Below are 20,354 nucleotides of genomic sequence, written 5' to 3' on the forward strand. Positions count from 1 at the left end.
ATGTCCAAAGCATCACCTAAACCCGGACTGCACCCTCGAAATCTGCACCAAGGTCGATATGACCTCGAGCTTTTGGCAAATTCGGATCCGGAACTTCGACCTTGGGTTTTCACCAATGAATACGGAAACTTGACACTGGATTTTTCCAACCCTGATGCTGTAAAAGCCTTAAACCGGGCTTTGCTGAAGCAATATTATCAAGTTGATTATTGGGATATTCCTGAAGGTTACCTATGTCCCCCTATTCCCGGAAGGGCGGATTACATCCACTATGCTGCAGATTTGCTTGCCCGGAGTAATGGGGGTAAAATCCCCCAAGGGAAGAAAGTGCACGTTTTTGATGTGGGTACCGGTGCCAATCTTATTTACCCAATTCTTGGGAACTCGATCTATGGATGGTCTTTTTTTGGCTCTGAGCAAGATCCGGGATCCATAGAGGTTGCGAAAGAGATTCTTAATAGGAACCCTGGTTTACAGCCTAACATCCAGATCCGAAGACAGACTGATTTTCATAAGATTTTTGATGGAGTCATGCAACAGGAGGAATTTTTTGATTTGATCGTATGCAACCCTCCATTTCACCAGTCCGAAAAGGAGGCCAGAGAGGGGAGTCTTCGCAAAGTGAAGAACCTTACTGGAAAGAAAGTCGAAAATGCGATTTTGAACTTTGGAGGAAAAGCCGGAGAACTCTGGTGTGAGGGAGGAGAGGCTGAATTTATCCGAAAAATGATTCGAGAAAGCCTTCAGTTTAGGCATAGTTGCTTTTGGTTTACGACCTTGGTAGCCAAAGAGGAAAATCTCAAGTCAATCTATCAGATGTTGAAAAAAACAGGAGTGGCTCAATACCAAACCATTGCCATGTACCAAGGGTCTAAAAAAAGTCGGATTGTGGCTTGGACTTTTTTAAACCAAAGGCAAATGGAAAACTGGAAAAAATTCAGGTGGGAAGGAAATTAATTGGGGCCATTTAATCCCAGTAAGAGCCCCAAAGGGATCATTACCAAATAGGCTGTCAAACCTATGGTCCAGCCCAATGCTTTTTTGCTTCCTTTTGAACCCCTGAGATCTTCTGTATTTCTAAAAATGATCCCCGCAATCCCCGCTGCGAGAGGAGTAAACAAAAATGACCAAGCAAACCATCGGGATGTTTCCGGACTAAATTTCCCTCCAAAGGCAAAAAAGATTGAAAGGAAAAGGATAGCGATACTGGCATTTTTGAAAAAGACCAGCCGGTTTGTACCTGATTGGATCAGGACTTCTTCAGTGGTATTCATGGTGTTAATAAATAGTGGTTTAGTAAAAGTATTCTCAGGCTTATACGCATCTTTTCACAAAGCGTTTAAAAAAAACAGGCCCTAGAGGCCTATTTGGATTAAGCAATTTAATTCAAGGTATACTCCACGCTGATTTCGGTGTTCAAAACCCTTGAAATGGGGCAATTTTGTTTAGCATCATCGACTAATTCAGCAAATTTTTCTTCACTGATGCCCTCCACTTGAGCTTTGAGGACTAGGTGGGATTTTTTTAAAGTACCTTCTTCAAAGGTGATGTTGCAGGTTACTTCCAATTCCTTTGGGGGGAAATTTTCACCACTTAGGTTGAAACTCAACTTCATGGCAAAACAGCCGGCGTGAGCTGCTGCAATCAATTCCTCAGGGTTGGTTCCTACTCCATTCTCAAATCTAGAGCTGAAGGAATATTGGTTTTTTTCCAATGCGGAACTGGCTGTAGTTAGATGGCCTTTGCCTTCTTTTCCACTACCCTGCCATACTGCGGTTGCTTTTCTGATCATTTGGATTAAAGTATTTAAGGTTAAAAATCAGTTATAATGTTTAAATCAATTAGGAGTCTATTTAGTTTAATATTATTTCTTTTTTGATTGAAAAAGCCTTCCCATTCTATGGAATATTTGCTTCTCTTTTTCCCAAAAAAAACTGAACTGGCCGAAAATGAATCCATAAATAAGTAAAAATATCTGGTACAGAGGCAATACCAGCAAGAGATAAAGCACTGTGTTTAGCATGTCGCTTTCCTCTCCTCGTTCTACCCCAAAGAAATCCAGAATGGGGTTCTTTATGAATAGAATAGTAAAGCCTGTACATGCAAAGACCACAAGGACCATCACTACCTGAAATAGACTATTTAGTTTCCATTTGGCTTGGAGTCTTTTCAGAAATCCGGGACGGTCTTTGGGGTTGTTCATGCTATAAAAATAATCAGATGGAAATGAAAAAAAATGGCCGGACTAGGCCGGCCATTAGTTTTACCAGTTAAAGACTCCTTCATTGAGACTTTGCAATGCGTCTTTTTTGAATTTGGAGTCGATAAGGATAGAGACATTGTGTCTGCTTCCTCCATAGGATACCATTCGGATAGGAATATTATTGATGCTGTCCATTACCGATTTGATAGCACCTCTGGTTTCAGAAACCATATTGCCCACAATACAGATAATTGTTTGATTTTGGTCCACTTCCACAGAGCCCAATGCTTCCAATTCCTTCTGTATTTGAGCTAGATGGCTCAGATCATCAATTGTTACGGATACTGCAACCTCTGATGTGGTGATCATATCGATCGGAGTCTTGTACTTTTCAAAAATTTCAAAGACTCTTCTCAGGAAACCATAAGCCAACAACATACGGCTGGATTTGATTTTAATGGCCGTGATTCCGTCTTTGGCAGCAATGGCCTTCACGCCGGTCGTTTCCACATCTTCTTTGATCAGGGTACCATGTGCTTCGGGATCCATGGTGTTGAGAAGCCTGACAGGTACATTGTATTGTTGGGCAGGCCAGATAGAGGCAGGGTGGAGAATTTTGGCCCCGAAGTAAGCTAACTCAGCAGCCTCGTCAAAGGATAGCTCTGCAATAGGCCGGGTCTTGTCCACTATTCTGGGATCGTTGTTGTGCATCCCGTCAATATCTGTCCAGATTTCACAAACCGAGGCATTGATTGCTGCAGCGATCAGTGATGCAGTATAATCACTGCCCCCACGCTTCAGGTTGTCCACTTCATTTCTGTGGTTTTTACAGATATATCCCTGAGTGACAAATAGTTTTTCACCGGGATGCTGAGCCAAAATTGCTTTAAGTTTTTCTGAAATTTTGGAAAGCTCGGGTTCTGAGTTTTCATCTATACTCATGAAATCCAGAGCCCCTAGGAAAACTGCTGGGATGTTGAGTTCTTCCAATAAGGTATAGAAAAGCTTTGTGGACAACAATTCTCCCTGAGCCAGAATATCCCTGTTGATCGCTTCATTGAAGGAGATTTTCAGGATGATATTCAAAAACTCAAAATGTTCTTTGATGATGTCTTCAGCTTTGGCTCTTCCCTTTTCAGTTTTGAGCAAGGCAGGGTAAAATTCAAGATAGTGGGCATGAAGGGCGTCAATTCGCTCTTTAGCCAGGATTCGGTTCGCTTCTGCCAGGGCTTCCCCGATTCCAACCAAAGCATTGGTGGTTCCGGAAAGCGCAGAAAGTACAACGATGGTGGGTTCATCCCCTCGGGTTACCAAGTCTTTGACCTGGTGCATGCGCTCGGGTTTTCCTACGGAGGTCCCCCCGAATTTCATTACTTTCATGTAGGTGTTTATTATAGGTTTGAGTTCGTTTAGAATCCGAGCATTTTGATGGCGGTGATTGCTGCTTCATCACCTTTGTTGCCATGCTTTCCCCCAGCTCTGTCAAGAGCTTGTTGCTGGTTGTTCGGAGTAAGGACACCGAATATCACGGGCTTATTGTACTTCAAACTTACATTGGTGATTCCTTGTGCGACTGCATCACAGATAAAATCAAAGTGGCGTGTTTCTCCCTGGATCACACAGCCTAGACAGATGACTGCGTCGATTTCCTCCTGCTGAGCCATCCACTGTCCACCCAATGAAAGCTCAAACGAGCCGGGTACATTTTTTCGGATGATGTTTTCTTTTTTTGCTCCATGCTGGATCAGGGTCTGATAAGCTCCTGAAAAAAGAGCTTCAGTAACTTCCTCATTCCATTCAGAAACAACGATGGCAAATTTTCTGGAACTGATGTCCTGTATATTTTTTGAGCTGTGTTCGCTCAGGCTTTTGAGTGCAGTAGCCATGATAGTTAGATTTTAATCAGGTTTTTCAATAACAAAAAAAGAGTAAGATCACGTTGGACCTTACTCTTCTAATTGGTGCTTATAGCAGAAGCATTACTTAGCGGCAAGGCCTTCTAAGCGAGCTTTATGTTTTCGAGCAGCAGAGTACTCATAGGATTCAAAGTAATTCTCCTCAATTTCTCCGTATGCATCGATTGCTTTCTGAATCTGTCCAGCTTCTTCATAAGCAACAGCAAGCTTCGCCAAATATTTAGGCGTAAAGTACTTGTTGTCCTCATAGGAAGCAGCTTTTTCATAGTTTGAAATAGCTTTATCAAGGTTACCGCTTTCCAAGTAAGCATCACCTAACAAAGAATAAGCTTTAGCCTGAACGAGGTAATCGTCTGCAGAGAATTTTTCCAAATAGGTAATTGCATCTGCAAAATTTCTCTCGGAAAGATAGATGGAGCCAATGTAGAAGTTAGCTAGGTTAGCGGCTTCTGTATTTGGATATTCATCCACAATAGAAAGGAATCCAGGGTTGATGCCGTCTCCATTGAGCGCAAAGTCAATACTGTCCTGCTCATAGAAATAAACAGCCTGGAACATATCTTCCTGGGCAGTTTCGTTCTGGTTTTGATTACTGATCTGGAAAAACAGAATTCCTCCGATCAAAATAATTGCAGCGGCTAAAACACCGCCCAGAACTTTACTATTCTTCTTCAAAAAAGCCTCACCACGACCGAGGGATTCGGCAAGAATTTCCGGGTTTTCCAGAATTTCGTTTTGATGGTGTTCTCCTGCTTTTTTAGATTGTTTCGTTGCCATGTTACTCAAAATTTCAGGCGCAAATATACGGTTTTTATGAATTAAGCAAAGCCCAGTAAAAAAGCCATGAATCCAGCTCGTTTTCATGGCTTTTGGACTTTTCAGTGGATGGGATTATTCCATCACAAATGGATAGTCTTCCTGAACGTACACGTCTTTGAACGCGTCCTGTCCGTCAGGCCAAGGAGATTCCTCTGCAAATTTCACTGCTTCAGTTACCTGCTGCTTCACTTTTGCATTGATGGCGTTGATTTCATCTTCAGTTAGGATGTTGTTTTCCTGAATGGTTTTCAATACCTGCTCGATAGGATCTTTTTTCTTGTATTCTTCAACTTCCTCTTTGGTTCTGTATTTCTGAGGATCGGACATGGAGTGTCCCTTGTATCTATAAGTTCTGAACTCCAACAAGGTAGGGCCGTCTCCTCTTCTGGCTCTTTCTGCAGCTTCAACCACTGCTTCATGAACCGCTTCTACGTTCATGCCATCCACTGGGAATGCAGGCATGTCGTAGGATTCTCCGATTTGATAAAGTTCGGTCACATTGGAGGTACGGGCCACGGAAGTACCCATGGCATATCCGTTGTTTTCAATTACAAAGATCACTGGGGTCTTGTAAAGCATGGCCAGGTTGAAAGCTTCGTGCACAGCACCCTGTCGTACGGCGCCGTCACCCATGTGACAGATGCAAAGATTTTTTGTGCCTTTGTATTTTTCAGCGAAGCCGATTCCTAGTCCCATAGGTACCTGTGCACCTACGATACCGTGACCTCCCATGAAGTTTCTTTCCTTATCGAAAATGTGCATGGACCCACCTTTACCCTTAGTAGTACCGGTAGCTTTTCCATACAATTCAGCCATCACAGCTCCCGGGTCAGTTCCCAGTCCTAGTGGATGTGCGTGATCTCTGTATGCGGTGATCCATTTGTCGTCTTTTTCCAAAGCGGTGATTGCGCCAGCAGCACAGGCCTCTTGACCTATGTAAAGGTGACAGAATCCGCGTATTTTTTGCTGACCATAAAGTTGTCCGGCTTTTTCTTCAAACCTTCTCATTAGGAGCATGCTTTCATACCAGAAAGCATAGGTTTCCTTCGAATAATTCACCTTTGACTTGGTCGCTGCAGTTTTCTTTGCCATATCGTAATGATCAAAATATGCTATTTTAGGCCCCAAATATAAACAACCTCTCCTAATAATCAGGCTGCCACCAAAATAATTAGCCCAAGACATGTATCTGAAGTCCCTGGAACTCCTTCAATTTAAAAACCACGAGAAAACCCGGCTGGACTTCAGTCCTCAGATCAATTGCTTCATGGGCCTGAATGGGAGTGGTAAAACCAATATTTTGGACGGAATCCATTATTTGTCCCTGACAAAAAGTGCGGTGCAGTCCAGTGATTCCCTAAATGTCCAGCACGACCGGGATTTCTTTGCCATCAAAGGGCAATTTGAAATTGATCAAAAACCCCTGGAGGTACGCTGTACCTTTGAACTGGGGAAAAAGAAACAAATCTGGCAAAACGGAAAAGCACTGGACAAAACAGCAGATCATGTGGGGTTGATTCCTTTGGTGCTGATCGCTCCGGATGATACCGAGTTGATTAAAGGAGGAAGCGAAGGCCGTCGCAAGTTTTTTGATGGATTGCTTTCCCAGCTTGACCGTACTTATCTAAACCAACTCATCCGGTACCACCATTTTCTCAAACAGCGCAATGCCCTTCTCAAGCAATTTGCGGAGACAGGAAGAAGGGACTTTACGCTTTTGGAGGGCTATGACGAAGAATTGATTCAGTTGAGCCAAATCTTGGCTCAAAGGAGAGCTGAATTGATGCAGCAAGTAGCTCCTTTGCTTCAATCCCATTATGAGGAAATATCCCAAGGGCAAGAAAAAGTGTCCATCATTTATGAAACAGAAGCTTTGAGAGACGATTTCAGAGAATACTTTTTCAGCCTTAAAAAGAAGGATTTGATTACCAAAAACTCAAATGCCGGGATTCACAAGGACGATTACAGCTTCCTGATCGGTGAGCATCCCATCCGAAAAATCGGGAGCCAAGGCCAGCAAAAGTCCTTTATTATCGCTTTGAAATTGGCTCAGTTCCAGATTTTCGAACAGGCAAAAGGAGAGAAGCCACTATTATTATTAGACGACATTTTTGACAAGCTGGATGATACCCGGATTGCCCAAATGATGCAATTGATCTCCAGACATACTTTTGGACAGATCTTTTTGACGGATGCCCGCCCTGAGCGGTCCCATGCTATTTTGACCGAATTGGACTCAGAGGTTTTTTTCTTTGGAGTGGAGAAAGGAAAGGTAAATCCAGAGCAATAAAAAAGAGGCCGAAGCCTCTTTCATTTATTTCCATAAATCTTCCGGATATTCTCCGGTTTCATGTAATTTTTTCAATGCATCAATTACCACTGGCTTGTCCCCGGTATAGGTTACTCCAAACCAAGTCTTTCCTCCGGGCAGAATTTCAAAAGCTGCTTTCCCTGCCTTGATCAGGTTATTGGCTACGGTTGGGATGTAAAATTCGGACTTCAGGTTCTCAAGATTGGCAGGAAGAAACTCCTTCCACATCTGCTCGATATCGGCAAATACGGCCGGATGGAATCCCCAAAAATTCATGCTTACAGGCGTGTTTTCTGCAATTTCCAACACTTCTCCTTCACCTCTGCTGACAATTTTATCTCCTTCCCGGGCAATGGAAGTTCGTTCGGTCATTCCGATGAGCTGTCCTTTTTCATTAGTCTCACAAACACCCCGGCTGACGGTTCCATTTTCAGACAAAACATTCTGGATGGCATATCCCACCATAGCATGGAGATCTGGTCGAACTTCGGAGGAAAGAAATTTGCCCAATACATCAAATGCTTCCTTTCCGTAGAAATCATCCGCATTGATCACCGCAAAGGGTTCTTGAATCGCATCTTTTGCACAGAGGACAGCATGAGCGGTACCAAAGGGCTTTTTACGATCTGCTTGTTTTAGTTCAGCGGGCACAAAGCTGTCCAAGGACTGGATCACCCAATCCACTTCAATTTTTCCTTCGAGTTTGGGTAGAAATTTTTCCTTGGCGATTTCCAGGATTTCCTCTCGGACGATAAAAACGACCTTGCCAAATCCTCCCCGGATGGCATCAAAAATTGAATATTCAAGAATGGTTTCTCCATGGGGTCCAAAGCCGTCAATTTGTTTGTTTCCCCCATATCTGCTTCCCATTCCCGCTGCAAGTACTAATAAAGTTGGTTTCTGATTCATAGTGTTTTAAACATAGAACGCGCAAAATTAAAGTTTTCTCCTTGGGTCGCAAGGCAACACAACACATCATTATTGATTGATAAGTTTAAAAAAGAACCATAAAAATTAAAAATAATGATTAAAAATAAGTTATGTGGGTATTTTAAAGCCCTAAAATTCTTTTTGAAACATAAAAAATTAAAAAATGAGATAAAAAAATATCCATTAAATGATTTTGGTACAATTTTTCAATTAATTTCATGCCGAAATCTCAACAAACCATTAAACTCATTGAAAAAATGAAAAAGATAGAGGCGATCATTCGAACCTCACGATTTGATCAGATTCATAACTGCGTGGCAGGAATGGGTGTGAAATTCCTTTCCTTTTATGAAATCAAGGGGATGGGATTTGAGCATGCCCGACAGGAAATGTATCGAGGGGTCGCCTACGAGCCGGCCTACATACCAAGAACCAAGTTGGAAATCGTAGTTCCTGATGAGCTAGTGGAAGCAGTGGTCAGCTGCATTCTTAAAGAAGGGAAAACCGGGGAGATTGGAGACGGCAAAATCTTCGTCTTTGATGTCTTGGAAGCCTACCGAATCAGAAATAATGACACCGGTGAAAATGCCCTTTGATTTAAATCTAGTTTCAATTCAACCTATTCAAACCGATGCAAGACCTGTTTACAGTTAATAATCTATGGATGATGATAGCTACCATTTTGGTATTTATCATGCATTTGGGCTTTGCCAGTCTGGAAGCCGGACTGACCCGAGCCAAAAACACCGTTAATATTCTATTTAAAAATACTATTATTCCCGCCATTGGTCTTTTGACCTATGCCTTGGTGGGTTTTAACCTCATGTATCCAGGAGCCGATTTTGCAGGATCGTTTTTCGGCTTTTCGGGATTGGGCCTGAGTTTGCCTGAGGGTTGGGATACTTCCAACTACAATGAGGGGTATACCTATTTTACTGATTTTATCTTCCAGGCCATGTTTGCCGCGACCGCAGCAACCATTGTTTCAGGTGCTGTGGCTGAGCGGATCAAGCTGGGCCCATTTATCTTCTTTTCTGTTTTATATGTGGCGATATGCTATCCTATCGTAGGCATGTGGAAATGGGGCGGAGGATTCCTGAACACCTTGGATGTTCCTTTCTATGATTTTGCAGGATCTACCATTGTTCATTCCGTAGGGGGATGGGGAGCTTTAATTGGTGCGTATTTATTGGGTCCAAGAATTGGAAAATACACGGAAAGAGGAATGAGTGCGATTCCGGGGCACAATCTTCCATTGGCTACATTCGGGGTCTTTTTGCTTTGGTTTGGCTGGTTTGGATTCAACGGAGGCTCCGTGTTAAGCGCCGCCCCGGGAGCTGTTTCCAGGGTATTTGTGACTACTTCAATTGCAGCGGCGGCAGGAGCATTTGGTGCCCTGATTATTTCCTACTTGAAGTTTAAATCCTATGATATTACCATGGTCCTCAATGGAATTCTCGCGGGATTGGTGGGGATTACGGCTGGTGCTGACCAAATGGGTATTTGGGATTCTGCAATTATCGGATTTATTGGCGGGGCTGTGGTTGTTTTTGGGGTGGTTCTGTTTGACAAACTCAAAATCGATGATCCCGTAGGTGCTATTTCCGTGCACTTGTTGGGAGGAATCTGGGGTACCTTGGCAGTAGGCCTTTTTGGAGAATTGGCTGGAATGGATCAGTTTATCTCTCAATTGATCGGAGTCGCAGCTGTTGGCGTTTTCTGTTTCTTATTTGCAGGAATCATATTCTTCACATTGAAGAAAACAATTGGAATTCGGGTAGATGAAAAAGAAGAAGTTGAAGGCCTGGACATCAATGAGCATGGCATGAGGGCGTATCCGGATTTTGCCAGTAAAGACTAAACCAACTATATAATCAACCATAAAAAATGAGCCCCATCCAATTTTGGATGGGGCTTTTTTGCACTTAAGTTGCCGGAGCGAAATGTCTGTTGAGAATCGAGAGGTGGAGTTTCCCAAACATCTCATAACACCAGTGCCTAAATTCCTCCAATTCGCTTGGTAAAATCAGTTTTAGTCCTTTTTTGAGCTCTCGTTCAAACAGATACTTTGAGAAGCTTACCTTTTCCAAGATGGTCTTCACGTAATTTATCATAGCTTAAAGAGTTTAGGTTATATTAACTGAATTTAAGTTTTTCTACGGTAGCAAATCCTTTATTGTTGCGTAAAATTGGGTTAATGAAAAAGGAAATATCCTTAATTTCGCAACCATGTCAAAAACGCTAATCACTTCCCTTTTGGTATTTTACCTGTCGCTTTTTGCCGGTAATTTGTTGGGGCAAGAAGTGGAAGTTGAATTGGGTCCGGACAAAATCGGACTAAACGAAACGTTCACTATTAAAATAAACGTTTCCAACGAAAAAATAAAATCCTACGACCAGTTTCCAGAAATCCCGGGTTTTCAGAAACAAGGGATTTCACAATCCTCTTCCATGAATGTCATCAACGGACAGGTAACGAGCTCCAATAGTATCATACAATACTACAAGCCCTTGCGGAAAGGAGATTATACACTACCCTCCTTTAAGATTACCATCAATGGAAACACCTTTGACTTTGAAGGAAAGAAAATAAGCGTAGGCGATCCTGTAAGTTCACAGGGCTCCCTTGGACCTGGGTATGATCCTTTTGCGGATTTTTTCGGTAGAACTCAAGAGGAACCCGAATATATTGAATTGGATGATGAGGCTTTCTTTTCCGTATCTGTAGATAAGGAGGAGATATTTGCAGGAGAAGGTTTTTCGATCAATTTGGCATTTTACATGTCTGAGTCAAATCAGGCGCCATTCAATTTCCATAAAGCTGGAGAACAATTGGATGAGGTTTTGAAGAAAATCAAACCCAGTAAAGCCTGGGAGGAAAATTACAATATCACCAATATTGAACCTGAGCAGGTCATGATCAATGGAAAGCGTTGGGTGAGGTATAAAGTTTATGAAGCCACTTTTTTCCCATTTTCCGAAGGAGAAATCAATATCCCCAGTATACCCTGGGAAATGATCAAGTACAGGGTGGCAAAGAATCCAACCTTTTTTGGATCCAACAGACAAGAGGATTTCAAAACCTTTTATTCAGCTCCAAAGACTGTAAAAGTAAAACCTCTTCCTCCTCATCCATTGAGAAATGAAGTTTCCGTTGGACAGTTTCAGTTACGCGAGAATATTACCGAATTGGAGGTTGAAACAGGAGAAGGGTTCAACTATAACTTCGGAATAAGTGGGGTAGGGAATATAAATTCCATTTCAGCTCCTCGCAGGCTTCCTGCACCCAATTTTACGACTTATGACCCCAACGTGCGCCAGCAAATCAATAGAGGCTATGGTAGGGTTTCCGGTATTAAAGAGTTTAACTATTACATCACCATCAATGAGGCAGCAGAAGTGGAATTGGAGAAGTATTTTGAGTGGATTTATTTTGATCCGGTCAGGGCTGTGTACGATACCTTGAAGCCAGCTGCTAAAATCCGGGTGGTAGGTGAGAGCAAAGTCAATCAGGCGATTTCCAGTCAAAGACTGGGAGGAATCTATGATCGGATCAGCGGCGAGGACAACAAGTTTTTAAACGAGCAATATAAATACTATTTTACGACCGCAATTAACCTCCTTCTATTGGCCTCAGTGGTCTTTTTGGCGGTGTTTATCATAAGAAAGAAATAATGGGCAATTCATTTGGTAAGCTATTCAAGATCACCACATTTGGTGAGTCCCACGGTATAGCTTTAGGGGTAATTATTGAGGGTTGCCCGGCGGGTTTGGAGTTGGATATTGAGCAGATCAGAATGGAGATGCAAAGACGGAAACCCGGTCAATCCAAGATTACCACCCAAAGAAAAGAGGAGGACGAAATAGAAATTCTTTCAGGAGTTTTCGAGGGAAAAACCACCGGTACTTCCATCGGTATAGTCATTCGAAATGCGGATCAGAAAAGCAAGGATTACTCTCACATTGCCGATAAATTTCGCCCCTCTCATGCTGATTATACCTATTTTGAAAAATACGGGATTCGGGATTACAGAGGCGGAGGCAGGAGCAGTGCCCGGGAGACTGCGGCACGGGTAGCAGCAGGAGCGGTAGCCAAGCAGCTTTTGGCTCATAAAGGAATTCAGATTGATGCATTTGTTTCTCAGGTGGGAGACTTGACTTTGGAAAAACCATATACCGAATTGGATCTTTCCAAAGCTGAGGAAAATATCGTCAGATGTCCTGATCCAGAAATGGCAGAAAAAATGATAAGCCTTATCGATTCAGTCCGATTGGACAGGGACACCATTGGTGGGGTAGTAAGCTGTGTAATCAAAAACACACCTCCTGGATTGGGAGAGCCTGTTTTTGACAGACTACATGCCGAATTGGGAAAAGCTATGCTCAGCATCAACGCTGTTAAGGGATTTGAATATGGCAGTGGTTTCGAAGGAGTAAAAATGCGTGGTTCCCAGCACAATGATGCCTTTGTGATGGAAGGAGATCGGGTAAAAACCACCACCAATTATTCAGGAGGGATTCAGGGTGGAATTTCCAATGGAGAAGATATTTATTTCAAGGTTGCATTCAAGCCTGTCGCAACCATCATGCAGGATCAGGAGTCTGTCAATGAGTCCGGAGACACCGTAACTGTCAGTGGGAAAGGCCGACATGACCCATGTGTTGTTCCTCGTGCAGTACCAATCGTAGAAGCAATGGCCGCATTGGTCATAGCCGATTATTTATTATTGGCAAAAAGCAATAAACTTAGGGACTTATAAACCCACAATATAAATATGCTAAAAAAGATACCTCTTCATACACAGATTATTATAGGCTTGATCCTCGGTTTGGCCTTTGGATTGATTTCAATCAAGACCTCGATCCCAAGTTCATTCACCCTGGATTTCATCAAGCCAATCGGCACCATTTTCATCAATGGTTTGAAAATGATCGCTATGCCTTTGGTGTTGGCTTCTTTGATTATCGGTGTTTCTAACTTAGGAGATATTTCCAAGTTGAGTAGAATCGGAGGCAAAACCATTGTCACCTTTGTGATTACAACGATCATTGCAATTTCGGTTGGACTTTCTCTTGTGAATGTTTTTAAACCTGGAAAGAGTTTGCCTGTAGAAACAAGGGAAAACTTGATGAGCCTCTATGAAGGCGATGTTGATACCCGTGCAGATGCCGCAGCCAAATTTCAGGAGCAAAGTCCACTCCAGCCCATAGTCGACATGGTTCCTCAAAACCTGTTTCTGGCTACTACGGATAACGGAGCCATGCTTCAGGTAGTGTTCTTTGCCATTCTTGCGGGTATTGCCTTGTTGCAGATCCCCAAGAGTAAAGCTTCTCCGGTAATTGCGTTTTTTGATGGGTTTAATGATCTGATTATACAGATTGTCAATTACATCATGCTCATCGCTCCCTATGGAGTGTTTGCCCTGATGGCATCCCTTATTGTGGAGATTGCGGGAGACAATCCTGACTCGGCATTTGACTTGCTTTATGCTTTGCTCAAATACAGTTTGATCGTATTGGGAGGCTTGTTCTTTATGATGTTGGTAGTTTATCCTATCCTACTGAAAAGTTTTACCAGAGTACCATATCTGGATTTCTTCAAGGCGATCCGACCAGCTCAGTTACTTGCTTTCTCAACCAGTTCAAGCTCAGCCACCCTTCCTGTTACCATGAAAATTGCAGAGGAGGAACTGGGAGTATCTGAAAACATATCAAGCTTTGTACTTCCTCTTGGTGCGACCATCAATATGAACGGTACCAGTTTGTACCAAAGTGTGGCAGCAGTTTTCATTGCTCAGGCATTGGGAATGGAACTGAGTTTTTCACAACAACTAATGATTGTCCTTACTTCCACTCTGGCGGCGATCGGTTCCGCAGGTGTGCCCGGTGCAGGTTTGATTATGTTGATTGTGGTTTTGGAATCCATTGGGGTTCCAGCAGCGGGAATTGCCCTGATCATGGCACCTGACCGAATCCTGGATATGTTCAGAACCGTAGTAAACGTAACAGGCGATGTGGTGGTCACTACTGTAGTGGCCAGTACCGAAGGTGAGTTGCCGGAAGGATTGATCAGAAAAAGTAATCCACTCACTCCAAACGAGTAAATCATAGAAATTCTCAATAGAAAGGTCAGGGTCTGAGGGCTCTGACCTTTTGTCTTTTCTGAGAAAAAGCAGCGTTTTCAGGAACTTATGACTTATTTTTGCACTTGAAAAAGCAAAATTTACCCTATGCGCCAATCCTGGTGGAAAATTCTGGCAATTGCCCTATTGTTTTATACCATCATTGCAGGACTTCTGATGGATGTACCCCGTCTTCCTATTTTGAATGAAACCATTCGGGCTCTTCATTTTCATGTGACGATGTGGTTTGGCATGATCCTTATGCTGATTGTTTCGGTGATTTTCAGTATCCGGTATTTGAGGACCAATGACTTGAAATTCGATGATCTAGCCATAGAGTTTACAAATGCAGCAATTCTCTTTGGGGTTTTGGGAATCACCACGGGTATGCTATGGGCCAAGTTTACCTGGGGGGATTACTGGAGCGGCGATCCTAAGCAGAATGCTTCAGCGATCGGTTTGTTGATGTATTTTGCCTATTTGATTTTGAGAAATTCCCTGACCGACTCCCAGCAGAGAGCCAGGATCGGGGCTATATATAATATCTTCGCGTTTGCGGCTTTTATTCCCTTGATCTTTGTACTACCTCGTTTGACAGACAGTCTTCATCCGGGAAATGGCGGCAATCCTGGCTTCAATGCTTATGATTTGGATTCCAAACTAAGGATGGTTTTCTATCCGGCCATTATAGGATGGACATTATTGGGCTCTTGGATCGCAACTGTTCGTGTCAGAATGCGTAGGGTAGAGAGGACTTTGGAAGATAGAATGATCAATTCCTAAACGATGAAAAAATTACTCACAATAGCTTTGTTGGTTTTTAGCCTGAGTGCTTTGGCTCAGGAAAAAATTCCTGTAACTGAATCAGATTATTCCAATAACGCCGTGGAAATGGCTGACCGGATGAGAGCTGATGGAAAAATCTACGTATTAGTAGGGATCATTGGAATTATCTTCGCTGGGATCACCGTTTACTTGGTAAGTACTGAGCGGAAGATCAGCAAACTGGAAAAAAATCTTCCATCTTAAATTGCCAAAATTATGAAAAAAGGACATTTGGTAGGTATAGGAATCATTGCCATAGCCATCATTATAATTATGACGTCCATCGGGGATGCCAGCAGTTATGAGACTTTTAATACCGCAATGGAAATGAAAAAAAATGGGAACGATAAGGCAATCCATGTGGTCGGACAGTTGAAAAAAAATACCCAGGGTGAAGTGGAGGGGATCAATGTCCGTGAAGACAAAACCTCATTTACTTTTATCCTAGTAGATAATGATGGAACCGAGCAGGAGGTGTTTTATAATGAACCTGTTCCGGCAGACTTCATCCGCTCCGAATCTGTAGTGGTCATCGGATCCTATGAAAATGAAGAAATCTTTATCGCTGACAAAATCCTGATGAAGTGCCCATCCAAATATCAGGAAACCGACGTGCAGGCGGCGGGAATGTAAATTTGAGCAGCAAGACCCTATCAACATGATCAATACCTTTATCGGTAACCTGGGCCACTTGATGAGCATAGTGGCATTTGTAAGTGCGTTGGTTACTGCCTATGCTTATAGCCAATATTTTAAAGCAAACGAATTAGAGAAAGCCAGCTGGAGAAAATTCAGCAGAACCAGCTTCTATATCCATGCTGTTTCCAGTACGGTGATTGCCCTGGCACTTTTTGAAATCATCTACAATCACAGGTTCGAATATTTCTACGCCTATTCCCATTCGAGTAAGGCATTGCCTGTGCATTATATGATTTCCAGTTTCTGGGAAGGACAGGAAGGAGCCTTTATTCTTTGGATTTTTTGGAATGTGGTTTTGGGGGTGATCCTTATTCATACAAACAAGCGCTGGGAAGCGCCGGTCATGATAGTGTTCGCCCTGGTTCAAGCCTTCCTGGTTTCCATGATTCTAGGTGTGGTGATCGGTGATTTGAAAATCGGAAGTTCTCCGTTCATTCTTTTGAGGGATGCTACGCAGGCTCCGATATTCCAGATGAATCCGGATTTTGTACCGGAAGACGGTACAGGTCTAAATCCTTTGCTTCAAAACATCTGGATGGTGATCCACCCGCCAACCTTGTTTCTCGGCTATGCTTCAACCCTTGTGCCTTTTGCGTTTTTGATCGCAGGATTGGTGACTAAGCGTTATTCGGAGTGGATTCGACCTGCATTGCCTTGGGCTATTTTCTCTGCCATGGTTCTCGGAATGGGAATTATCATGGGTGCATATTGGGCCTATGTTACTTTGAATTTCGGGGGATATTGGAACTGGGATCCGGTAGAGAATGCAGTTTATGTCCCCTGGTTGATTTTGGTGGCCTCGATTCATACCATGATCACTTTTAAGAAGAGCAGCACAGCGCTGAAAACTTCCATCGTATTGGTGATCTTGACTTTTATTCTGGTCCTCTATGCGACTTTTTTGGTTCGATCCGGAGTCTTGGGAGATGCATCCGTGCATTCCTTTACAGATTTGGGACTATCGGGACAGTTGTTGATCTACATGCTATTTTTCTTGGTCGTTTCTGTGGTGCTATCTGCCCGGGCTTGGAAACATATTCCAACTTCAGAGAAAGAGGCCTCTGTTTATTCCCGTGAGTTTTGGGTTTTCATTGGAGCAACCACCTTGGGCTTGATGTCATTTCAGGTGATCCTTCCTACTTCCATACCAGCATTTAATGCCTTGGTGGAAAGTTTTGGAGGAATTTCCAATATGGCCCCTCCTGCTGATCAGATTGCCTTTTACACCAAGTTTCAGCTTTGGTTCGGGATAGCAATTGCATTGCTGACTGCCGTGGGGCAGTTTTTCTGGTGGCAAAAAATGGATAAAAAGGCACTCAAAGAAGCCTTGCTTACCCCCTATATTATTTCTGTTCTTTTGTCTGCAGTGATCATCGTACTTGCAAAGGTTTACGATTGGAAATACATGGTGATCGTATTGGCAGGGACATTTACGGTTGTGGCCAATTCGGTGATTCTTGCCCGCATCCTGAAAAAATCCACCTTCAAACTAGCTGGGGGATCGCTGGCCCATATAGGTCTGGGAATGACCCTTATTGGGGTGATGTTCAGCTCCGGGTATTCAGATGTGATATCCATCAATATGTCCGGGCTTACTTATAGTAACAGCTGGGAAGATGAGCTAAACAAGGAGCACGTGCTCCTCTGGATCAATAAGCCTACCCAGATGAAGGATTATACAGTGGTCTATAGAGGTAGACAGAAAAAAGTGGTAGGAGTTCCAGAATACGTTCCTTCAAAACTTCTCGAATCCACAGGTAATGTGAACGAAGCGCTTGCTTTGGAAGATTACAAGGACTATTTCAAAAAAGGAGATAAAGTCAGCTTGGTTTTAGAAGAGAACGATTATTTCAAGATTGATTATTACCAAAACGAGACCTATAAATTCTCCCTCAGTCCAATGTCCCAATTCAACGAAGGGATGGGGGGCTTGATTTCTTCTCCGGATTCCAAAATCTATCTCGACAAGGATCTCTATACCTACGTGGCTGCCATGAATGACTACGAGGATCCCGAATGGAAAGAAGACGAGATCTACGAAGTAAGTCCTGGAGAGCAGTTTCATATTGCTGACTTTGTGACCTATTTTGACGGGGCGGAAGTTCTGAGTGAAATTGAGGGATACACTCTTCAGGAAGGAGATGTCGCGGTGAAGGCTATTATTAGGATCTTGGATTACGATGTTGAGAAAAGGCTTGAACCTACTTTTATCATTCGCAACAATCAGGTAGGGAAGCTACCTGTGATCGATAATGAATTGGGAATCAAAGTGACCTTGGAAAACATCCTGCCTGAGCAGAATAAATTTGTCTTTAAGGTCAATCAGTACCAAAAGGATTATGTGGTTATGAAAGCAATTGTGAAGCCATACATCAATGTGCTTTGGATTGGATGCATCATCATGTTGATTGGGTTTACGGTTGCGATTTTCAGACGCTTTGATGAATTTAAAAAGATGAGAGATAAAGGGATGGAATAATTTACCCCATTTTATAGGAAAAGGAAGTCTAGATAACGGGCTTCCTTTTTTTATGAGCTTTTCCGATTATCAAATTTGGCTAACTTTAGTGTCATGAAAAGACTATCTTTTCAGAGGTGAAATTTCAACTAATTTTTAAACCCTCATTTTATGAAAATTGACAAAAATGACTTTATACAGATGCAGGATAAGTATAAAAAGGAAGTCAAAAAGGGAAAGCCTGCAAAAAACAAAAAAGGGGATGTGACCAATCAGACAGATTGGATTTTTTTTGATAGGGAAACTCTGGAGCGGGTCCTATCTAAGGCAGATTCCGACCCCAAAAAAGGAGGCATTAAATTCTATATTGGAGAATACACGGAGGAAGTCGCAAAAAAATACCACCCGCAAGATCCAGAAGCATACGAGGGAACGTTGACCATTATCATGGAGCCTATTTCTACATTATCCTCATCCGAGGATCTAGGGGGAGATTTTGAAAATGCAGGGCAACAATGTCCTCCAAAGTGTATTTTATAAGAATTGTATGGAGTTCCTGATAAAGTTTTATGGCATAAACCCCTATTATTTGCTTTCGGTAGAAATACTGGCTTTTTTGGGATTCTATTTTTTTTTGTCCCTCCCCCAAAATAAAAGGAAGCAAACCTTTTATTTACTCCCATTCACTATAGTTTCATTGATATTTGTTTACGAGCATTTGGGGACGGTTACAATAATTTTTAAAGAATTAAACGGGGTGGTTTATGACAATTTATATCCTAACCACAGCCGGGATCTTTATAATGTTTGGGTATATAATATTTTCAGTAACCAAATAGGGTGTGTTCTTTATTTGCTTTTGCTGAGATATCATATCAAATCCCCCAAAAAGAAAAAGATAATCACTATCCTAATTGGCTTCATAGTGAGCATTGCATTGGTTTTGGAAGTTTCCGGCATGTTGCCGATTGTGGATAGCCAACCTACCATCTTTTTCCTTTTCTTTGGTAGCAACATCATTGCCTCTGGGATCTATTTTATAGATTTGTTAACTAGTCCTGACTACCTCGATATTAATCCTCTGGAGCAATTTTCATTTTGGCAGGCAACATTCATTTTGTTTTATTTTTCAATGATCTTCTTGATTCAGGTGGCATTTAATTACCTCTGGGCCAATTACCCGGATCTTTTGACTTCCTTGTATCACTTTCCACGGATTCTTTCAATTCTGTCTTCCGTAACTTTGGTGGCTACTTTAGCGAGCTATAAGTTGAAATGGAAATCGGATAAACAGTTGATTTATGTCTGAGCAGGAGAGCCAAATACTCTTGATTGTTTTCGGGGGGATTTTTTTAGGGGGGGTAATGACCTCTTTCATTGTGGCGATGGTGGTTTTACACCGTCAGCGTCAGGTCCAAAACAAACAGAAAATGGACCAGGTACAGGCAGAATTTGAAAAGACGCTGCTCAATATCGAAAATGAAATCCAACAGGAAACCCTGACCTATATTGGCAGGGAACTGCATGACAATATCGGCCAGCTCCTTTCTTTAACAAAACTTTATCTGGGATCATCCAAACCCCAAAAGCAGGCTGAAGGAAAAGAGCTCATCAACCAAATCATACAGGAAGTCCGGGGACTTTCCAAGCGACTCAATTTGGACTGGGTGGTCAATATCAGTTTGGAGGAGTTTATCTCCCAACAGTTGGAAAAAATTCAATCCACTGGATTCTGCAAAACGTCAATTTCCATGGATGGGGAGCCACTTGAACTTCCCCATGATCATAAACTGGTGCTAATCCGGGTCATTCAGGAAGTTCTTAACAATGCGATCAAACATGCCTCCCCATCGGAAGTGAATGTGGTTATAGATTTCCGTTCTGACAGAAAAAGCATCATAATCCGTGATAATGGGAAAGGATTTGATACTTCTCAAACTTCCAATGGAAGTGGGATGTACAATCTTCAAAAAAGGATGGAAGCCATTGGAGGGAAATTTTTTGTAGCATCAAGAGAAGGAGAAGGAACAGAAGTAAAACTCTCATTGCCAAATTAAAAATTTAAGGCTAA

The 20,354-nt window shown here is 42.4% G+C and carries 23 protein-coding genes; 14 read left to right on the plus strand and 9 right to left on the minus strand.

What is annotated here, in order from left to right; all coding sequences use genetic code 11:
* Nucleotides 1-957, plus strand: a complete 957-nt coding sequence (gene rlmF, locus P2G54_RS01925; protein ID WP_275867656.1) for a 23S rRNA (adenine(1618)-N(6))-methyltransferase RlmF — start codon at nt 1-3, stop codon at nt 955-957.
* On the opposite strand, the gene P2G54_RS01930 is transcribed toward rlmF, so the two are convergent.
* The 7 genes from P2G54_RS01930 to pdhA form a co-directional block, all read right to left on the minus strand.
* Nucleotides 954-1,274, minus strand: a complete 321-nt coding sequence (locus tag P2G54_RS01930) for a hypothetical protein (protein ID WP_275867657.1) — start codon at nt 1,272-1,274, stop codon at nt 954-956. The genes rlmF and P2G54_RS01930 overlap by 4 nt on opposite strands.
* 107 nt (nt 1,275-1,381) lie before the next feature.
* On the minus strand, nt 1,382-1,792 hold the full coding sequence (locus P2G54_RS01935; RefSeq protein ID WP_275867658.1) for an OsmC family protein: 411 nt from the start codon (nt 1,790-1,792) through the stop codon (nt 1,382-1,384).
* Nucleotides 1,793-1,864: 72 nt separating this feature from the next.
* On the minus strand, nt 1,865-2,203 hold the full coding sequence (locus tag P2G54_RS01940) for a DUF6787 family protein (RefSeq protein ID WP_275867659.1): 339 nt from the start codon (nt 2,201-2,203) through the stop codon (nt 1,865-1,867).
* A gap of 60 nt (nt 2,204-2,263) precedes the next feature.
* Nucleotides 2,264-3,583, minus strand: coding sequence for an aspartate kinase (locus P2G54_RS01945; protein ID WP_275867660.1), 1,320 nt, complete (start codon nt 3,581-3,583; stop codon nt 2,264-2,266).
* Nucleotides 3,584-3,612: 29 nt separating this feature from the next.
* A complete protein-coding gene (gene ribH, locus P2G54_RS01950) occupies nt 3,613-4,089 on the minus strand; it encodes a 6,7-dimethyl-8-ribityllumazine synthase (RefSeq protein WP_275867661.1) in 477 nt (158 codons plus the stop codon).
* A 93-nt stretch (nt 4,090-4,182) separates the two neighbouring features.
* Complete coding sequence (locus tag P2G54_RS01955) at nt 4,183-4,896, minus strand: tetratricopeptide repeat protein (RefSeq protein ID WP_275867662.1); 714 nt, start codon at nt 4,894-4,896, stop codon at nt 4,183-4,185.
* Between the two features lie 114 nt (nt 4,897-5,010).
* Nucleotides 5,011-6,030, minus strand: a complete 1,020-nt coding sequence (pdhA, locus tag P2G54_RS01960; protein ID WP_275867663.1) for a pyruvate dehydrogenase (acetyl-transferring) E1 component subunit alpha — start codon at nt 6,028-6,030, stop codon at nt 5,011-5,013.
* Nucleotides 6,031-6,121: 91 nt separating this feature from the next.
* Here pdhA and P2G54_RS01965 point away from each other — a divergent pair, with 91 nt between their 5' ends.
* Nucleotides 6,122-7,228 (plus strand): DNA replication/repair protein RecF, encoded by a 1,107-nt coding sequence (locus P2G54_RS01965; RefSeq protein WP_275867664.1) that lies wholly within the window; start codon nt 6,122-6,124, stop codon nt 7,226-7,228.
* A 24-nt stretch (nt 7,229-7,252) separates the two neighbouring features.
* Here the strand turns inward: P2G54_RS01965 and P2G54_RS01970 are convergent, their stop codons facing one another.
* The gene (locus tag P2G54_RS01970) at nt 7,253-8,158 is read right to left on the minus strand and encodes a nucleotidyltransferase (RefSeq protein WP_275867665.1); all 906 of its coding nucleotides are present in this window, start codon (nt 8,156-8,158) and stop codon (nt 7,253-7,255) included.
* 278 nt (nt 8,159-8,436) lie between these two features.
* Between P2G54_RS01970 and P2G54_RS01975 the strand changes: the two genes are divergently transcribed.
* Together P2G54_RS01975 and amt are read left to right on the plus strand one after the other, a co-directional pair.
* Nucleotides 8,437-8,775, plus strand: a complete 339-nt coding sequence (locus P2G54_RS01975; protein WP_275867666.1) for a P-II family nitrogen regulator — start codon at nt 8,437-8,439, stop codon at nt 8,773-8,775.
* A 35-nt stretch (nt 8,776-8,810) separates the two neighbouring features.
* Nucleotides 8,811-10,040, plus strand: coding sequence for an ammonium transporter (gene amt, locus P2G54_RS01980; RefSeq protein WP_275867667.1), 1,230 nt, complete (start codon nt 8,811-8,813; stop codon nt 10,038-10,040).
* 64 nt (nt 10,041-10,104) lie between these two features.
* Here the strand turns inward: amt and P2G54_RS01985 are convergent, their stop codons facing one another.
* On the minus strand, nt 10,105-10,293 hold the full coding sequence (locus P2G54_RS01985) for a hypothetical protein (RefSeq protein ID WP_275867668.1): 189 nt from the start codon (nt 10,291-10,293) through the stop codon (nt 10,105-10,107).
* A 115-nt stretch (nt 10,294-10,408) separates the two neighbouring features.
* Between P2G54_RS01985 and P2G54_RS01990 the strand changes: the two genes are divergently transcribed.
* The 10 genes from P2G54_RS01990 (at nt 10,409) to P2G54_RS02035 (ending at nt 20,340) form a co-directional block, all read left to right on the plus strand.
* The gene (locus P2G54_RS01990) at nt 10,409-11,854 is read left to right on the plus strand and encodes a BatD family protein (protein WP_275867669.1); all 1,446 of its coding nucleotides are present in this window, start codon (nt 10,409-10,411) and stop codon (nt 11,852-11,854) included.
* Nucleotides 11,854-12,939 carry a chorismate synthase gene (aroC, locus tag P2G54_RS01995; RefSeq protein ID WP_275867670.1) on the plus strand — a complete coding sequence of 362 codons (1,086 nt, stop codon included), beginning with the start codon at nt 11,854-11,856 and terminating at the stop codon, nt 12,937-12,939. Before P2G54_RS01990 ends, aroC begins: the two co-directional genes overlap by 1 nt.
* Before the next feature lie 15 nt (nt 12,940-12,954).
* Nucleotides 12,955-14,283, plus strand: coding sequence for a dicarboxylate/amino acid:cation symporter (locus tag P2G54_RS02000; RefSeq protein WP_275867671.1), 1,329 nt, complete (start codon nt 12,955-12,957; stop codon nt 14,281-14,283).
* 126 nt (nt 14,284-14,409) lie between these two features.
* On the plus strand, nt 14,410-15,084 hold the full coding sequence (gene ccsA, locus P2G54_RS02005) for a cytochrome c biogenesis protein CcsA (RefSeq protein ID WP_275867673.1): 675 nt from the start codon (nt 14,410-14,412) through the stop codon (nt 15,082-15,084).
* A gap of 3 nt (nt 15,085-15,087) precedes the next feature.
* Entirely contained in the window at nt 15,088-15,330 is a 243-nt protein-coding gene (locus P2G54_RS02010; RefSeq protein ID WP_275867675.1) for a CcmD family protein, read from the plus strand.
* A 12-nt stretch (nt 15,331-15,342) separates the two neighbouring features.
* Nucleotides 15,343-15,759 carry a cytochrome c maturation protein CcmE gene (locus P2G54_RS02015; protein WP_275867676.1) on the plus strand — a complete coding sequence of 139 codons (417 nt, stop codon included), beginning with the start codon at nt 15,343-15,345 and terminating at the stop codon, nt 15,757-15,759.
* A gap of 25 nt (nt 15,760-15,784) precedes the next feature.
* Nucleotides 15,785-18,304, plus strand: coding sequence for a cytochrome c biogenesis protein CcsA (gene ccsA, locus P2G54_RS02020; RefSeq protein WP_275867678.1), 2,520 nt, complete (start codon nt 15,785-15,787; stop codon nt 18,302-18,304).
* A 150-nt stretch (nt 18,305-18,454) separates the two neighbouring features.
* Nucleotides 18,455-18,823: a molecular chaperone DnaK gene (locus tag P2G54_RS02025; protein WP_275867680.1), complete on the plus strand. Its 369-nt coding sequence runs from the start codon at nt 18,455-18,457 to the stop codon at nt 18,821-18,823.
* 385 nt (nt 18,824-19,208) lie between these two features.
* Nucleotides 19,209-19,592, plus strand: coding sequence for a hypothetical protein (locus P2G54_RS02030; protein WP_275867682.1), 384 nt, complete (start codon nt 19,209-19,211; stop codon nt 19,590-19,592).
* The gene (locus P2G54_RS02035) at nt 19,585-20,340 is read left to right on the plus strand and encodes an ATP-binding protein (protein WP_275867683.1); all 756 of its coding nucleotides are present in this window, start codon (nt 19,585-19,587) and stop codon (nt 20,338-20,340) included. Before P2G54_RS02030 ends, P2G54_RS02035 begins: the two co-directional genes overlap by 8 nt.
* Nucleotides 20,341-20,354 lie beyond the last annotated feature (14 nt).

The organism is Algoriphagus sp. CAU 1675 (assembly GCF_029222925.1).
Taxonomy (GTDB): domain Bacteria; phylum Bacteroidota; class Bacteroidia; order Cytophagales; family Cyclobacteriaceae; genus Algoriphagus.

Coding starts and splice junctions, on each gene's coding strand:
- P2G54_RS01990 (WP_275867669.1), top strand. CDS start 10,409: ATGTCAAAAACGCTAATCACTTCCCTTTTGGTATTTTACCTGTCGCTT.
- P2G54_RS01970 (WP_275867665.1), bottom strand. CDS start 8,158: ATGAATCAGAAACCAACTTTATTAGTACTTGCAGCGGGAATGGGAAGC.
- ribH (WP_275867661.1), bottom strand. CDS start 4,089: ATGGCTACTGCACTCAAAAGCCTGAGCGAACACAGCTCAAAAAATATA.
- P2G54_RS02035 (WP_275867683.1), top strand. CDS start 19,585: ATGTCTGAGCAGGAGAGCCAAATACTCTTGATTGTTTTCGGGGGGATT.
- rlmF (WP_275867656.1), top strand. CDS start 1: ATGTCCAAAGCATCACCTAAACCCGGACTGCACCCTCGAAATCTGCAC.
- P2G54_RS02000 (WP_275867671.1), top strand. CDS start 12,955: ATGCTAAAAAAGATACCTCTTCATACACAGATTATTATAGGCTTGATC.
- P2G54_RS01945 (WP_275867660.1), bottom strand. CDS start 3,583: ATGAAAGTAATGAAATTCGGGGGGACCTCCGTAGGAAAACCCGAGCGC.
- P2G54_RS02015 (WP_275867676.1), top strand. CDS start 15,343: ATGAAAAAAGGACATTTGGTAGGTATAGGAATCATTGCCATAGCCATC.
- ccsA (WP_275867678.1), top strand. CDS start 15,785: ATGATCAATACCTTTATCGGTAACCTGGGCCACTTGATGAGCATAGTG.
- amt (WP_275867667.1), top strand. CDS start 8,811: ATGCAAGACCTGTTTACAGTTAATAATCTATGGATGATGATAGCTACC.
- aroC (WP_275867670.1), top strand. CDS start 11,854: ATGGGCAATTCATTTGGTAAGCTATTCAAGATCACCACATTTGGTGAG.
- ccsA (WP_275867673.1), top strand. CDS start 14,410: ATGCGCCAATCCTGGTGGAAAATTCTGGCAATTGCCCTATTGTTTTAT.
- P2G54_RS01965 (WP_275867664.1), top strand. CDS start 6,122: ATGTATCTGAAGTCCCTGGAACTCCTTCAATTTAAAAACCACGAGAAA.
- P2G54_RS01975 (WP_275867666.1), top strand. CDS start 8,437: ATGAAAAAGATAGAGGCGATCATTCGAACCTCACGATTTGATCAGATT.
- P2G54_RS02010 (WP_275867675.1), top strand. CDS start 15,088: ATGAAAAAATTACTCACAATAGCTTTGTTGGTTTTTAGCCTGAGTGCT.
- P2G54_RS01955 (WP_275867662.1), bottom strand. CDS start 4,896: ATGGCAACGAAACAATCTAAAAAAGCAGGAGAACACCATCAAAACGAA.
- P2G54_RS01940 (WP_275867659.1), bottom strand. CDS start 2,203: ATGAACAACCCCAAAGACCGTCCCGGATTTCTGAAAAGACTCCAAGCC.
- P2G54_RS01985 (WP_275867668.1), bottom strand. CDS start 10,293: ATGATAAATTACGTGAAGACCATCTTGGAAAAGGTAAGCTTCTCAAAG.
- pdhA (WP_275867663.1), bottom strand. CDS start 6,030: ATGGCAAAGAAAACTGCAGCGACCAAGTCAAAGGTGAATTATTCGAAG.
- P2G54_RS02025 (WP_275867680.1), top strand. CDS start 18,455: ATGAAAATTGACAAAAATGACTTTATACAGATGCAGGATAAGTATAAA.
- P2G54_RS01930 (WP_275867657.1), bottom strand. CDS start 1,274: ATGAATACCACTGAAGAAGTCCTGATCCAATCAGGTACAAACCGGCTG.
- P2G54_RS01935 (WP_275867658.1), bottom strand. CDS start 1,792: ATGATCAGAAAAGCAACCGCAGTATGGCAGGGTAGTGGAAAAGAAGGC.